At 69.6% G+C, this 14,903-nt stretch carries 13 protein-coding genes; 6 read left to right on the top strand and 7 right to left on the bottom strand.

What is annotated here, in order from left to right:
• The first annotated feature begins 55 nt into the window (after positions 1–55).
• The 5 genes from IWX89_RS16615 to IWX89_RS16595 all read left to right on the top strand — a co-directional run bounded on the left by IWX89_RS16615 (position 56) and on the right by IWX89_RS16595 (position 7,592).
• Complete coding sequence (locus IWX89_RS16615) at positions 56–3,835, top strand: nitrate reductase subunit alpha (RefSeq protein WP_374220535.1); 3,780 nt, start codon at positions 56–58, stop codon at positions 3,833–3,835.
• Positions 3,836–5,503, top strand: coding sequence for a nitrate reductase subunit beta (gene narH, locus IWX89_RS16610; RefSeq protein ID WP_196904647.1), 1,668 nt, complete (start codon positions 3,836–3,838; stop codon positions 5,501–5,503). It begins immediately after the preceding gene.
• Positions 5,500–6,192 (top strand): nitrate reductase molybdenum cofactor assembly chaperone, encoded by a 693-nt coding sequence (gene narJ / locus IWX89_RS16605; RefSeq protein WP_196904646.1) that lies wholly within the window; start codon positions 5,500–5,502, stop codon positions 6,190–6,192. Before narH ends, narJ begins: the two co-directional genes overlap by 4 nt.
• Complete coding sequence (gene narI / locus IWX89_RS16600; RefSeq protein WP_196904645.1) at positions 6,189–6,962, top strand: respiratory nitrate reductase subunit gamma; 774 nt, start codon at positions 6,189–6,191, stop codon at positions 6,960–6,962. The genes narJ and narI overlap by 4 nt, the downstream gene beginning before the upstream one ends.
• A gap of 117 nt (positions 6,963–7,079) precedes the next feature.
• Positions 7,080–7,592, top strand: a complete 513-nt coding sequence (locus IWX89_RS16595; RefSeq protein ID WP_196904644.1) for a DUF2231 domain-containing protein — start codon at positions 7,080–7,082, stop codon at positions 7,590–7,592.
• Between the two features lie 64 nt (positions 7,593–7,656).
• Here the strand turns inward: IWX89_RS16595 and IWX89_RS16590 are convergent, their stop codons facing one another.
• From IWX89_RS16590 to IWX89_RS16560, 7 genes are all read right to left on the bottom strand, one after another.
• Positions 7,657–8,982, bottom strand: a complete 1,326-nt coding sequence (locus IWX89_RS16590) for an MFS transporter (protein WP_196904643.1) — start codon at positions 8,980–8,982, stop codon at positions 7,657–7,659.
• Positions 8,983–9,127: 145 nt separating this feature from the next.
• Positions 9,128–9,367: a MoaD/ThiS family protein gene (locus tag IWX89_RS16585; RefSeq protein ID WP_196904642.1), complete on the bottom strand. Its 240-nt coding sequence runs from the start codon at positions 9,365–9,367 to the stop codon at positions 9,128–9,130.
• The gene (locus tag IWX89_RS16580; RefSeq protein ID WP_196904641.1) at positions 9,367–9,654 is read right to left on the bottom strand and encodes a DUF6457 domain-containing protein; all 288 of its coding nucleotides are present in this window, start codon (positions 9,652–9,654) and stop codon (positions 9,367–9,369) included. The genes IWX89_RS16585 and IWX89_RS16580 overlap by 1 nt, the downstream gene beginning before the upstream one ends.
• Positions 9,651–10,352: a molybdenum cofactor guanylyltransferase gene (locus IWX89_RS16575; RefSeq protein WP_196904640.1), complete on the bottom strand. Its 702-nt coding sequence runs from the start codon at positions 10,350–10,352 to the stop codon at positions 9,651–9,653. Before IWX89_RS16575 ends, IWX89_RS16580 begins: the two co-directional genes overlap by 4 nt.
• A gap of 2 nt (positions 10,353–10,354) precedes the next feature.
• Positions 10,355–10,852, bottom strand: a complete 498-nt coding sequence (moaC, locus tag IWX89_RS16570; protein WP_307836603.1) for a cyclic pyranopterin monophosphate synthase MoaC — start codon at positions 10,850–10,852, stop codon at positions 10,355–10,357.
• Entirely contained in the window at positions 10,834–12,192 is a 1,359-nt protein-coding gene (gene glp / locus IWX89_RS16565; RefSeq protein ID WP_307836602.1) for a gephyrin-like molybdotransferase Glp, read from the bottom strand. Before glp ends, moaC begins: the two co-directional genes overlap by 19 nt.
• Before the next feature lie 2 nt (positions 12,193–12,194).
• Complete coding sequence (locus IWX89_RS16560; protein WP_196904639.1) at positions 12,195–13,406, bottom strand: ThiF family adenylyltransferase; 1,212 nt, start codon at positions 13,404–13,406, stop codon at positions 12,195–12,197.
• A gap of 175 nt (positions 13,407–13,581) precedes the next feature.
• Here IWX89_RS16560 and fdhA point away from each other — a divergent pair, with 175 nt between their 5' ends.
• On the top strand, positions 13,582–14,796 hold the full coding sequence (gene fdhA, locus IWX89_RS16555) for a formaldehyde dehydrogenase, glutathione-independent (protein WP_196904638.1): 1,215 nt from the start codon (positions 13,582–13,584) through the stop codon (positions 14,794–14,796).
• Positions 14,797–14,903 lie beyond the last annotated feature (107 nt).

The raw sequence follows: 14,903 nt of genomic DNA, 5'->3' as shown, positions 1-14,903 counted from the left end.
GACCGCGAGGGTGGTTGTCGGCCGTGGCGACCCCGGGCAGTGCAAGGGGTACGCAGTGAAATCGCTCAAGGATTCCGCTTTCTCGAAGCCGGCCAGGCCGACCAAACCGGGCATCGACGGCCCGATCGACGACACGATCCTGAAGCTCGGGCGCTTCCTCCGCCGCGGCGAGACCTCGCCCGACCTGCGCTCCGTCTTCCTCGAGGGCGGCCGCGACGCCGACTCGTTCTACCGTGACCGCTGGACCCACGACAAGGAGGTGCGGTCCACCCACGGTGTGAATTGCACCGGCTCCTGCTCCTGGAAGGTCTACGTCAAGGACGGCATCATCACCTGGGAGACGCAGCAGACGGACTACCCCTCCGTCGGCCCCGACTCACCCGAATATGAGCCCCGCGGTTGTCCCCGCGGCGCCGCGTTCAGCTGGTACACCTACTCGCCCACCCGGGTGAAGTACCCGTACGTGCGTGGGGTGCTGCTCGACCTCTACCGCGCCGCCAAGGCGAAGACCGGCGACCCCGTGCTGGCCTGGGCCGAGGTCACCGGCGACCCGGAGAGCGCCCGCGCCTACAAGAGCGCCCGCGGCAAGGGCGGCCTGGTCCGCGCCAGCTGGGACGAGGCGGCCGAGATCGTCGCCGCCGCCCACGTGCACACCATCAAGAAGTACGGCCCCGACCGCATCGCCGGCTTCTCGCCCATTCCCGCCATGTCGATCGTGTCACAGGGGGTGGGCAACCGATTCATCTCCATGCTCGGCGGCACCATGCTCTCGTTCTACGACTGGTACGCCGACCTGCCGGTCGCCTCCCCGCAGGTCTTCGGCGACCAGACCGACGTGCCGGAATCCGCCGACTGGTGGAACTCGTCCTACCTGATCATGTGGGGCTCCAACGTGCCGGTCACCCGCACCCCCGACGCGCACTTCATGGTCGAGGCGCGCTACCGGGGCCAGAAGGTCATCACGGTCTCACCCGACTACGCGGACAACTCCAAGTTCGCCGACGAGTGGCTGGCCGTGCACCCCGGAACCGATGGTGCACTCGCGCTGGCGATGGGTCACGTCGTACTCACCGAGTTCCTGGTCGACCGCCGCACCCCCCGCTTCGTCGACTACATGAAGCGCTACAGCGACTCCGCGTATCTGATCAGCCTGACCAAGCGCGGCGACGCGTACGTCCCCGGCAAGTTCGTGACCGCGGATGCCCTTCCCGGCCTGGCCGCCAACGTCTCCAGTGCCGCGTTCAAGCCCGTGCTTCTCGACCAGGACGGCCAGGTCGTCGTGCCCAACGGCTCGATCGGTCACCGGTTCTCCGAGGCCGACGTCGGCAAATGGAACCTCGATCTCGAGGGGGTCGACCCCCTCCTGTCGATCGCGGATGCCCCCGACTACGACCAGGCATCCGTCGCCATCGACATGCCCCGGTTCGATGTCGCGCCGGAGACCGACGAGATCGGCGAGCAGCACGCCGGCGGGGCCGGCATCATCCGTCGCGGCGTGCCCGTGCGCCTCGTCGCCGGCCAACTGGTCACCACCGTCTTCGACCTGCTGCTCGCGCAGTACGGCGTCGGGCGTCCCGGCCTGCCGGGCCAGTGGCCGACCGGCTACGACGACGCGTCCTCGCCGGGCACCCCGGCCTGGCAGGAAGCCATCACCTCCGTGCCGATGCAGGCCGCCGAACGGATCGGCCGGGAGTTCGCCCAGAACGCCGAGGATTCCGGCGGCCGGTCGATGATCCTGATGGGCGCCGGCACCAACCACTGGTTCCACTCCGACACCATCTACCGTGCTTTCCTCGCCCTCACCACCATGACCGGGTGCCAGGGCGTCAACGGCGGCGGCTGGGCCCACTACGTCGGCCAGGAAAAGGTGCGCCCGCTCACCGGCTACGGACAGTACGCCTTCGGGCTCGACTGGGTGCGCCCGCCCCGCCAGATGATCGGCACCGGCTTCTTCTACCTCGCCACCGACCAGTGGCGCTACGACGGACTCTCCGCCGACACCCTGTCCAGCCCCCTCGGAGTCGGTTCATTCAAGAACCGCACCACGGCGGACTGCCTGGTCGAATCGACCAAGCGCGGCTGGATGCCCGGCTACCCCACCTTCAATCGCAACTCGCTCGACCTCGTCGACGACGCGGTCGCCGCGGGCGTCGACCCTGCCCAGTACGTCGTCGAGTCCCTCGGCGACGGCACCCTCGAATACGCCGTGGAGGACCCGGACGCCCCCGAGAACTTCCCTCGGGTGCTGGTGGTCTGGCGGGCCAACGTGATCGGTTCCTCCGGCAAGGGCAACGAATACTTCCTCAAGCACCTGCTCGGCACCGATAGCGCCGTGCGCGCACCGGAATCCCCGCCCGAGAAGCGGCCGAAGACCATGAAATGGCACGAGACCGCCCCGGAAGGCAAGCTCGACCTGATGGTCACCAGCGACTTCCGAATGACCTCGACCACCATTTTCAGCGACGTGGTGCTGCCGCCGGCCACCTGGTACGAGAAGAACGACCTCTCGACCACGGACATGCATCCGTTCATCCACTCGTTCAACCCGGCGATCACCCCGCCGTGGCAGTCCAAGACCGACTTCGACATCTTCCACATCCTGGCCGAGAAGATCTCCGAGCTGTCGGTCGAGCACCTCGGCGTGCGGAAGGACCTCGTCGCCGTTCCGCTGCTGCACGACACCCCGGACGCGATGAGCGCCCCGCACGGCATCGTCGAATACGACCAGGTCCTGGTGCCCGGCGTCACCATGCCCAAGCTCGTCGTCGTCGAACGCGACTACCCGGCGTTCGCGGCCAGGCTCGGCGCCCTGGGCCCGCTCACCGAGAAGCTCGGCATGGTCACCAAGGGCGTCAAATTCAATCCCGACGTCGAGGTCGCCTATCTCGGCAAGAAGAACGGGCTCGTGGAGAGCGGCCCCGCCGCTGGCCGGCCACAACTGAAGACCGCCATCCAGGCCTGCGAGATGGTGCTCGCCCTCTCCGGCACGACCAACGGTCGCCTCGGAACCCAGGGCTTCCGGCAGATGGAGGAACGCACCGGGATGAAGCTGGCGCACCTGGCCAGCGACAACGAGGGCCGCCGGTTCTCCTACCCCGACGTGCAGGGTGCCCCGGTCCCGGTGCTCACCTCGCCGGAGTGGTCGGGCAGCGAGCACGGTGGCCGACGTTACAGCGCGTTCACGATCAACGTGGAGCATCTCAAGCCGTGGCACACCCTCACCGGGCGGCAACACTTCTACCTCGACCACGACTGGATGATCGAGCTGGGGGAGACCCTGCCGATCTACCGGCCGCCGCTGGACATGCACCGCCTGTTCGACGATTCGATCGTCGGCTCGACCGCGGCGACGGGGGCGACCGGATCGAAGGGCCGCGCCGAGGTCGCCGTGCGCTACCTCACCCCGCACTCGAAGTGGTCGATCCACTCCGAGTACCAGGACAACCTGATGATGCTCTCGCTCTCCCGCGGCGGCCCCACCATCTGGATGTCCCCGCTCGACGCCGACAAGATCGGCGTGCGCGACAACGAGTGGATCGAGTCCTACAACCGCAACGGTGTCGTCGTCGCCCGGGCCATCGTCTCGCACCGGATGCCGGAGGGCACCGTGTACATGTATCACGCGAAGGATCGCACGATCAACGTGCCCATCGCGGAGACCAGCGGCATGCGCGGCGGCACGAACAACTCGCTCACCCGCATCCTGCTCAAGCCCAGCCACCTGATCGGCGGCTACGCCCAGCTGTCCTTCGCCTTCAACTACCTCGGCCCGACCGGGAATCAACGCGACGAGGTCACCGTGATCCGTCGACGCAGCCAGGAGGTTGAGTACTAAATGCGCGTAATGGCTCAAATGTCGATGATCATGAATCTCGACAAGTGCATCGGCTGCCACACCTGTTCGGTGACCTGCAAGCAGGTCTGGACCAACCGCACCGGCGTGGAATACGTCTGGTTCAACAACGTGGAGACCAAACCGGGCGTCGGCTACCCTCGCCGCTACGAAGACCAGGAGAAGTGGAAGGGTGGCTGGATCCGCAACAAGCGCGGCCGGCTGAAACTGCGCTCCGGCGGCCGGCTCAAGCGGCTGGCCACCATCTTCAACAACCCGGACCTGCCCGTGATCGACGACTACTACGAGCCGTGGACCTACGACTACGACATGCTCACCAAGGCTCCGCTGAGCACCCAGAGCCCGGTGGCCCGGCCCAAGTCCCTGCTCACCGGCAAGAACATGGACATCAAGTGGTCCGGCAACTGGGACGACAACCTGGGTGGCTCGCAGGAGACCGCGGCCGACGACCCCATCCTCGCCACCATGAGCGAGCACGTGAAGATGGAGTTCGAGAACACCTTCATGTTCTACCTGCCGCGAATCTGCGAGCACTGCCTCAACCCCGCCTGCGTCGCGGCCTGCCCGTCCGGCGCCATGTACAAGCGCGAGGAGGACGGCATCGTGCTCGTCGACGAGGACGGCTGCCGTGGCTGGCGCATGTGCGTCTCGGCCTGCCCGTACAAGAAGGTCTACTTCAACCACAAGACCGGCAAGGCCGAGAAGTGCACGCTCTGCTACCCGTTGATCGAGCAGGGCAAACCCACCATCTGCTCCGAGACCTGCGTCGGCCGGCTGCGCTACCTCGGCCTCATGCTCTACGACGCCGACGCGGTCCTCGCGGCGGCCAGCATCGAGAACGACCAGGATCTGCTGGAGGCTCAGCGCGGAGTGTTCCTCGATCCGTTCGACCCGGAGGTCATCGCCGCGGCGAAGGCCGAGGGGATGGAGGACGACTGGATCCTCGCGGCCCAGAACAGCCCGATCTACAAGCTCATCTCCGAGTACAAGGTGGCCCTTCCGCTGCATCCGGAATACCGCACCATGCCCATGGTCTGGTACATCCCGCCGCTGTCCCCGGTGGTCGACGTGATCTCGACCACGAACAACGACGGGGAGGATGCGCGCACCCTCTTCGCCGCCATCGACAAGCTCCGGATTCCGGTCGAGTACCTGGCCGGCTTGTTCTCCGCCGGCGACGTCGTGCCCGTCGAGTCCTCGCTGCGCAAGCTCGCCGCGATGCGCTCGTACATGCGCGACATCAACCTCGGCCGTGACCGCGACGAGTCGATCCCGGAGGCGGTCGGCATGACCGGCACCGAGATCGAGGCGATGTACCGTCTGCTGGCCATCGCCAAGTATGAGGACCGTTACGTCATCCCCAAGGCGCACGTCGAAACGGCGCGGGAACTGGAAGAACTCGCCTGCTCGCTCGACACCGACGGCGGCCCCGGCATGGGCGGTCCCACCGCCGCCACGGCGGCTGGACCGTACGGGAAGACCCCCGGCATGCCCCTGAACGGGACCGTGGACAACTACAACGAGATGGTGGGAAAGGGCGGCGAACGCACGAAGCCGACCACGCCCGGCCGGGTCAACCTGCTCAACTGGACAGGGGGAGGCGTGCCCGACGGCATGTTCCCGCCCAAGGCTTCCGGGAGCCCCGCATGAGACTCCCGAAACTCCCCAGGCGCACGGTGGCGGCGATCCCGCTGTCCGCCGAAGACGGCCGGATGGCGCACATGGCGGCATCCATTCTGCTCGACTACCCCACGCAGGAGCGCAGGGCGCGTTTCGCTGCCGTCGCCGCATCGGTGGCTCTGCTGCCCGGCCCGCTCCGGCAGGCCTTCGAGGCGTTCCTCACCGCGGCGGATGCGATGACCCAGCAGGAGCTGGAGATCCACTTCACCGCCACCTTCGACCTCAAGCGCAAGTGCTGCCCGTACCTCAGTTATTACGCCGCCGGAGACACCCGGCGACGGGGCATGGCGCTGGTGCGTTTCGTCGAGGCCTACCGCGCTGCCGGCTGGGAGGTCGCGGCGGACGAGCTGCCCGACTACCTGCCGATGGTGCTCGAGTTCTCCGCGCTCAGCGACTCGCCGATCGCGCAGGAACTGCTCGCCGCGCACCGGGACGGCATCGAGGTGCTCCGCTGTGCCCTCGAGGCCGTGCCGAGCCTGTACGCGCACGTCGTGGAGGCGGTGTCCCTGTCACTCCCGGCGATCGACGAGGAGACCCGCCAGCGCTATCTCAACCTCGTCAACGAGGGGCCGCCGACCGAGACGGTCGGCATGACGTTCCTCGGCAATCTCAAACCGTTCTCGCCATCCGGCGTCGCCAGTGAGGAACTCAGGGTATGAATCCGATCGACTTCCTGCTCTGGGTGGCGTTCCCGTATGCGGCCATGGCGGTCTTCGTCGTCGGCCACATCCTCCGGTACCGGCACGACCAGTTCGGCTGGACCTCGCGGTCGAGCCAGACCTATGAGAACCGGTTGCTCCGCTGGGGGTCGCCGATGTTCCACTACGGCATCCTGATGGTGCTCGGCGGGCACGTCGTCGGCCTGCTCGTGCCGAAGGAATGGCTAGAGTTCGTCGGCGTCACCGAACACATTTACCACATCGGCGCCACCTGGCTCGGCAGTGTGGCGGCGGTGCTGACCCTGGCCGGTCTGGGCATCCTGATCTACCGTCGCCGGCTGAACTCCCGGGTGCTGCTGGCCACCACGGTGATGGACAAGATCATGTACCTGCTGCTCGGGGCCGCGCTGCTGTTCGGCACGACCGCGACCGTGCTCTTCCAGGTGCTGGGCGCCGGCTACGACTACCGCGGCACGATCTCGCCGTGGGTGCGCGGGCTGCTCTCCGCACAGCCGGATCCCTCGTTGATGAGCGACGTGCCATTCTTCTTCCAATTGCATGTGCTGAGCGCGACCCTGCTGTTCATGCTCTGGCCGTTCACCCGGCTGGTGCACGTGTTCTCCGCTCCGCTGGCGTACTTCGTGCGGCCTTACATCGTCTACCGCTCCCGGGATCAGCACCGCGGATCGGGCTCCCGCAAACCGCGTCGCGGCTGGGAGAAGAGCGAGCTGCCGGGCACCGGGCGGGAGCACGAGGGCACCCGCCGGTAACTGGCCGTTCACGGTTAGCACAGGCTGCCCTTTGTGGACCTCGGGGGCGAGGCTGCCTAGCATGAGTTTCGTGGGCGGCGCCGGACGGTGTCGGCACGGAAACTCCCGAGGAGACTCATGTTCGACACATTTTTCGGCCTGCCGATGCATCCGCTGATCGTGCACGCGACCGAGGTCATCGTGCCCACCGCCGCTGTCGTGATCGTCCTCACCGCGCTGTGGCCGCGATTCCGCCGGTGGGCCCGGTTCCTGCCGCTCGGCCTGGCGCTGGCGGCCGTCGTGCTCGTTCCGCTGTCCACCGAGTCGGGGGAGAGCCTCGAGGAGCGGGTCGCGGAGTCGAAGCTGGTGGAGACCCACGCCGATCTCGCCGAGGGTCTGCTGCCCTGGGTGATCGGGCTCGTCGTCGTCGCCGCCGTGCTGCTCTGGTGGAACTACCAGGAACGCAAGGCAAGCAAGGCAAGCACGGCAAGCACGGACAGCCGGTCGCCCCGCTGGATCGCCGTCGCCCTGATCGCGGCCGCGCTGCTCGCTTCCACGGGAACCACGATCCAGGCCATCCGGATCGGCCACAGCGGCGCCGCCGCCGTCTGGTCGGACAGCGTCGGCACCGGTTCGGGCAACAAGGGCTGACCCCGCCTTTCCGGCCCACGCCACTTCTCGGGGGCCGCGAGGCGTTGTTGGCGGGGGTGGTATGTCAGCCGGGGAAGGGCGCTCCCGGGCGGGCGTAGTAGTACCAGGCGAGGCCGGTGCAGAAGACGCAGAACACGGCGCAGCCGATGAAGAACGCGGTCGGGCTGATGGCCGTGAGCGAGATCCCCACGATGAACGGCCCGAAGGCGGCGATCGCGGAGGTCCAGGCGATGGCGCCGCCGGCCTGGCGTTTCGGGAAGATCATCGGCATCTGCTTGAAGGTGCCGGCGTTGGCCATCCCGGAGAAGAAGAAGATCACGATCATCCCGGTCAGGAAGCCCCAGAACTCCTCCACCCGGGTGGGGTTGAGGAAGAACGCGGTGAAGACCGTGCCGACCACCATTCCGGCTCCGCCGATGAAGGTGAAGATCGCGCCGCCCCACCGGTCGCAGCCCGGGCCGCTCGCCGCGCGGACGAGCGCGCCGACGACCGGGCCGATGAAGGCGAAGGCCAGCGGGTTCGGGGCGTCCGGGAAGTCGCCGTAGACGTTGAGGATGATCAGCCCCATCTGGGCGGCGAGCCCGCTGAACGCGCCGAAGCTCATCAGGTAGATGGCGGTCATGATCCAGGTGTGCTTGATCCGGAAGATGTCCATCTGTTCGCGGAAGTTCGCCTTCACCGGCACCCGGCGCAGGTAGACGATCGCCAGGGCGGTGCCGAGCAGCGCCCAGGGGATCAGCACGAGGCCGCCGTTGTGCAGCCAGACCAGCTGGCCGTTGCCGCTGCTCTGCGGGGTGAGCGCGGCGGTGCCGAGCAGCCCGAAACCGACCACCCAGGGGAGCAGCAGCTGGATCAGGCCGATGCCGAAGTTGCCGAGGCCGGCCTGCAGGCCGAGGGCCGTGCCGGCCAGCCGCTTCGGGAAGAAGTAACTCGTCGAGGCCATGAACCCCGAGAACGCGCCGCCGCCGATGCCGGCCGCGAAGGCGAGGGCGAGCAGCACCCAGTACGGCGTTGACGTGTCCCTGGCAGCCAGGGTCCAGCCGAGCATGGGGAGCACCAACAACGCCGATGACATGGCCACCAGCGCGCGGGTGCCCATGATCGGCGGGAGGAACATGAAGACCAGGCGGAGCAGGCCGCCGGCCAGGCCGGGCAGGGCGACGAGCCAGTACAGCTGGCCGGGGGCCAGCGAATAGCCGATGTCGTTGAGGCGAGGAGCGATCGCACTGACCAGGTACCAGGCAGCGAAACTCAGCGTCAGGACGTAGGTCGTGATCCAGAGGGTGCGCCAGGCGAGCCGGGAATCCCAGGTTTCTTCGTGCTCCGGATCCCAGTTGGACAGGTCCGGGTTGAGCTTCGAGGCGACGAGTGCGGAAGAGGCGGCTGACATATGCTTCCTTGGCCTGGGTGTGCGGTCGGGCGCCGACGGCCCGCGTACCTACCACCCTGACGGTGCGCGCGCGTCGCGACAACGTGGGAACACCGTGAAAAATCGGCACTTTGCGCTCGGCCGACTTGCGTCCGTCGCCGGAGTGTCAGCCGCCGGCGAAGGGCGGGAGCACGTCGATGGTGTCGGTCGGTGCGAGGGTGACCGCGTCATCCGTTGCCCGGGTCCCGTTCACGAGGAGCGAGCAGAGCCCGAGGATGCGGGTGAACTCGGCACCGAACCGCGTGCCGAGCAGGCTGCGCAGCTCGCCGATGGTGCCGGCGTCGATCGCGGCGCCGTCGCTGGCAGCGGCCTCGGCGGCGCCGGCGAAGAACCGCACGGTGGCCATCAGCGACCGTCCTGGGGGTGGTCGTCGGCCCAGGTCAGGGCCAGCCCGGTCGCCAGGGCGGCGGCGCGTTCGATGTCCACGGCCGTGCCGCCGTTCCGCGCGGCGGCGAGCCCGACCAGGAAGGTGCTCAGCGGCGCCGCCGGCCTGGCCACACCGTGGGCCACATCGCGGGCCACGTCGAGCAGCAGGCCGACGGGGATGTCGGCCGGGTCGAGGTCGAGGGCGGCGGCGAGGGCGGCCAGCCAGTCGTCGAGGGCTTCCGGCGGAAGGGGTGCCTGCGTGCTCATGGGATGAAACTCCTCGGTGGGTTGCTCCGCGACGGGTTCAGGAGCGCGGTGCTCTCCCGAACATCCTGCCACGTGTCCACGTCGCGCCCCGCCTGGCCGGGGTCACGGATGCCGCGCAGCGAGAAGCCGGAGAGCAGCTGCCGCATGCTCGCGCCCCGCGCTTCGCTCCCGAGCCGCCGCATGCTGTCCCGGAGTGCCTCACCGCGGTAGATCCCGGCGAGCCACTGTTCCCGGCCGTCGGCGTCGACGAGGTGGAACCCGTCGGGGTGCGCCGCCCCGGACGCCGGATCGGTGACCGCCGCGACCAGCAATCGTGCGGCATCCGCCGCCCAGGGCAGGTCGCAGGCCAGCACGAGTAGCCAGGCGCTGCCGGCCGAGTGCGGATCGGGTTCGGCCCGTTCGAGCGCGGCCAGCCCGGCGACGATGCCGGCGACCGGCCCGCCGAAGGGAGGGTCCTCCAGCGCCCAGATCAGTGGCGCCGGCTGCGGGCCCGCCGCGTCGCGGGCGGCATCCGGCCCGACGACGACGACGCGGCGGGCGAGCCCGCGGGCGTCCAGAACCCGGGCCAGCAGGGTGCGGCCGGCGACCTCGACGGCGGGCTTGAACGCGCCGCCCAGCCGGCTGCCGCGGCCGCCGGCGAGCACGATCAGGTCGACGGCCGGCGCGGCGTTCTCGGGCTGCGAAGCGGGGCTCGGCACGGTCAGCCGTCGCTGCGGTGCCAGTCGCCCGACTTGCCGCCGGTCTTGGTGATCAGGCGCACGTTCTCGATCAGCACCGACTTGTCCAGGCCCTTGACCATGTCGACGACGGCCAGTGCCGCGATGGAGACCGCGGTCAGCGCCTCCATCTCCACGCCGGTACGGTCGGCGGTGCGCACGGTGGCGGTCACCCGCACACCTTCGTCCTCGATCACGAGGTCGACGGCGGCACCGTGCACGCCGATGACGTGGGCGAGGGGGAGCAGGTCGGCGCACTTCTTGGCACCCTGGATGCCGGCGATCCGGGCGACCGCGAGCACGTCACCCTTCGGGGTGCTGCCGTCGCGGAGCGCGGCCACCACCTTCGGGCCGCAGCGCACGAACCCGGCCGCGGTGGCGCTGCGCACGGTGGGCTGCTTGTCGGTGACGTCCACCATCCGGGCCTGGCCGGCCGAATCGAGGTGGGTGAAGGGCTGCGGGGTCACGGGAGTTGTGGGCACAGCAACAGCATGACAGTCAGGAGGTCACCCTCGTCAATCCGGGTCACATCCTCCGGAACGAGGGCGAGCCCGGTGGCCTGGCCGAGACCGGCCACGAGGTGGGAACCGGAGCCACCGGCCGCCGCGGGGCGAACCCGGGAGTCCGCGCCCGTGCGCTCGATGGTCACCGGCATGTACTGCGCGCGCCCCAGGGGCGAGTTCCAGCCCGTGGCGGCGGAGGCGGTGATCGTGGGCCGGTGCAGTTCGGTGTGGCCGGCCAGCCGGCGCAGGGCCGGCCGCACGAACACCTCGAACGACACGTAGGCGCTCACCGGGTTGCCGGGAAGTGCGAAGATGACCGGTCCGGGGGCTCCGTCGTCACCGGCCGGCCAGCGGCCGAATCCCTGCGGCTTGCCCGGCTGCATCCTGACCGGGCCGAACGTCATGGTGGGCAGCGGCGCGAGCACGGCCTTGACCACGTCGTAGGCTCCCACACTCACCCCGCCGGAGAGCACGATGGCGTCGACGGTGTCGGCGAGGGTGGCCAGCAGGTCACGGAGCGTGTTCTCGTCGTCGGGCACCGCCCCGATCCGGATCGGCACGGCACCGGCCTCGGCCACGGCGGCGGCGAGGAGGTAGGAGTTCGAGTCGGGGATCTGGCCGCGCCGGGGCACATCACCCGGGGTGACCAGCTCGCTGCCGGTCGAGATCACGGCGACCCGCGGGGCCGGGTGCGCGAGCATCGAGGATCGCCCGGCGCTGGCGGCGGCGGCGATCCGGGTCGGCCAGAGCACCGAACCGGCGGTGAGCACGGTATCGCCGGCCTGGGCGTCCTCACCAGTGCGACGGATGTGCGCGGCCGGCTCGGGCGCGCGCAGCACGGTGGCGAAGTAGAGGCCGCCCCGGTCGGTGTCCTCGATCGGCACCACGGCGTCCGCGCCGTCGGGCAGCGGCGCGCCGGTCATGATCCGGGCGGCCTGGCCCGGGTCCAGGGCCGGGTTCTCGCTCGTGCCGGCGGCGAGGTCGGCGATCACCTGCAGGGTGACCGGGTTGTCTTCGGAGGCGTCCAGCAGGTCGTCGCGGCGCACGGCGTACCCGTCCATGGCCGAGTTGTCGAACGGGGGTGTTGCGGTCGCGCTCCGGACGTCCTCGGCCAGCACCAGGCCGTGCGCCGTGTCGAGCGAGGTCAGTTCCGGTGCCAGCGGGGTGGCCACCGCGAGCACGGCGGCCAGGTGTTCGGCCACGGTCTCGGCGTCGGCCGGGGCGGCGCAGGCATCCGCCGCGTGGCGGTCATCGTGTCCGTGCGCTTTTCCGTGGCCGAGCTTCCGTTCGTGGCTGTGCGCTGTCCCCTTGTCGGGCACCGTCAGCTCCCGGCCGGGCGGGCGTCGGCCGCGGCCCACTTGCTGCCCTCGCCGGGCGCGTCGCCGGCGGCCACCGCGGCGTCCCAGGCGACGATCCCGCCCGAGAGCAGGGACAGCCCGGTGAATCCGGCCCGGTGCAGGGCGGTCGCCGCGGTCTGCGCACGCGAGCCCTGATGGCAGTGCAGCACGAGCGGCACGTCCGCCGGCAGGGTCGCGCGGCCTTCCTCGGTGAGGAGACGGCCCAGGGGCAGCAGCACGGCGCCGGGCACCGCGCTCTCGGCATGCTCGTCGGGTTCCCGCACGTCGACGACGAGGAACGGGTCGCCCCCCGCGTCCCGCCCGGCCAGGCGGGCCGCGAGCTCGGTCGCGGTGAGCAACGGCCAGTCCGGGACCGCCTCCGGGGTGGCCGGGGCCGGCCGGGGGTCGGCGGCGGCGATGCCGGTGCCGACCAGCGGGACCTCACTGAAACGGCCCGACAGGGCGTCGATCACGAGAATGCGCCCGATCAGCGGGGTGCCGATCCCGGCGATGAGTTTGATCGCTTCGGTGGCCATCAGCGAGCCGACCTGCCCGCAGAGGGCGCCGAGCACACCGGCCTCGGCGCAGTTGGGCACCTCGCCGTCGGCGGGCGGTAGAGGGAACAGGTCGCGCAGGTGCACCCCGACCAGGCCGCTGCCCTTCGGGGGTGTGGCCCAGAACACCGACAACTGGGCGTCGAAGCGCAGCACGGATGCCCAGACCAGCGGCAGTCCGAGCGCGGCGCAGACGTCGTTGACCAGGAACCGGGTCGGGAAGTTGTCGGTGCCGTCGATGACCACGTCGTAGCCGCCGATGATCGCCTCCGCGTTGTCGGCGGTGAGCCGTTCGGCGTGCTGCACCACGGTCGCCTCCGGCGCGATCGCCGCGATCGACTCCGCCGCGCTGACCACCTTCGGCCGGCCGATGTCTTGAGTCCCGTGCACGATCTGCCGCTGCAGGTTGCTGGGCTCCACGTCGTCGCTGTCGACGATGCCGATGGTGCCGACCCCGGCGGCCGCCAGGTAGACCAGGGCGGGGGAGCCGAGACCCCCGGCGCCGAGCACGAGCACCCGGGCGTTGGCGAGGCGGCGCTGGCCGAGCTCGTTCAACTGGGGGAGACGGCGTTGGCGGGCGGTGCGAGCGGACTCGGCGGCGCTGAGCTGCGCGACGGGCTCGACGAGAGGGGAAAGGGCCATGCCCCAACGCTAGGCGCAGATGCGGGGGATGAGATCCGGATTCGAGAATCACCTTGAATTCTCAGGGTCTTTGTAGTCGAGTGGTAGAGCACCAACTAGAGAATCCATGCAGTCTCGCGCGGCCGTTGCGGTCGCGTTTCGAGGTAATCCGACAAGGAACTAGGAAGGCACTTTCATGACGGGGAACAGAGCAGTTGCCTACAAGAGCCCGGGTCACGTCGAGGTCATCGACATCGACTACCCGAGCTTCGAACTGAAGGACGGGCCGGGCGTGAACCCGGCGAACGTCGGCAGGAAGGTGCCGCACGGCGTCATCCTCCGCACGGTCACCACCAACATCTGCGGCTCGGACCAGCACATGGTGCGCGGCCGCACGACCGCACCGATGGACCTCGTCCTCGGGCACGAGATCACCGGTGAGGTGGTCGAGGCCGGGCCCGACGTCGAGTTCATCAAGGTCGGGGACATCGTCTCGGTGCCGTTCAACATCTCCTGCGGGCGGTGTCGGAACTGCAAGGAGCGCAAGACCGGGATCTGCCTCAACGTCAACCCTGACCGCCCCGGCAGCGCCTACGGCTACGTCGACATGGGCGGCTGGGTCGGCGGGCAGGCCGAGTACGTGCTTGTGCCGTACGCGGACTGGAACCTGCTGAAGTTCCCCGACCGCGACCAGGCGCTGGAGAAGATCATGGACCTGACCATGCTCTCTGACATCTTCCCCACCGGCTACCACGGAGCGGTGAGTGCGGGCGTCGGGACGGGGGCGACGGTCTATGTGGCCGGGGCAGGCCCGGTCGGCCTCGCCGCCGCGGCATCCGCCCACCTGCTGGGTGCCGCCGTCGTCATCGTCGGCGACCTCAATGAGGAGCGGCTGGCTCAGGCCCGCAGCTTCGGCTGCGAGACGATCGACCTCCGCAAGGGTGAGCCGCAGGACCAGATCGAGCAGATCCTCGGGGTTCCCGAGGTCGACGCCGGCGTGGACGCGGTCGGCTTCGAGGCGCGCGGCCACGGCCAGAGCGCGGGCGAGGAACGGCCGGCGACGGTGCTGAACTCGCTGATGACGGTCACGGCAGCCGGCGGCGCCATGGGCATCCCCGGGCTGTACGTCACCGGTGACCCGGGCGGGGTCGACGACGCGGCGAAGATCGGTGCCCTGTCGCTGCGGCTGGGACTCGGCTGGGCCAAGTCGCTGTCGTTCACCACGGGGCAGTGCCCGGTGATGAAGTACAACCGGCAGCTGATGATGGCGATCCTGCACGACAAGGTGCAGATCGCGAAGGCGGTCAACGCCCAGGCGATCACCCTCGAGGATGCCCCGCGCGGGTACGCCGAGTTCGACGCCGGCGCGGCCACGAAGTATGTCCTCAACCCGAACGGCTACGTGAAGTAAGCGGCGCCGTCCACCGGTGGTGGGGGGGGGGGGGGGCCCCCCCCCCCCCCCCCCCCCCCCCCCCCCCCCCCCCCCCCCCCCCCCCCCCCAAAACACACCCCCCCCCC

Source organism: Cryobacterium sp. MP_M3, from assembly GCF_015752155.1.
In the GTDB taxonomy this organism is placed as follows: Bacteria; Actinomycetota; Actinomycetes; order Actinomycetales; family Microbacteriaceae; genus Cryobacterium.
Note: the sequence above shows the minus strand (reverse complement) of the source record. Positions and strands in the feature narration are given on the sequence as shown.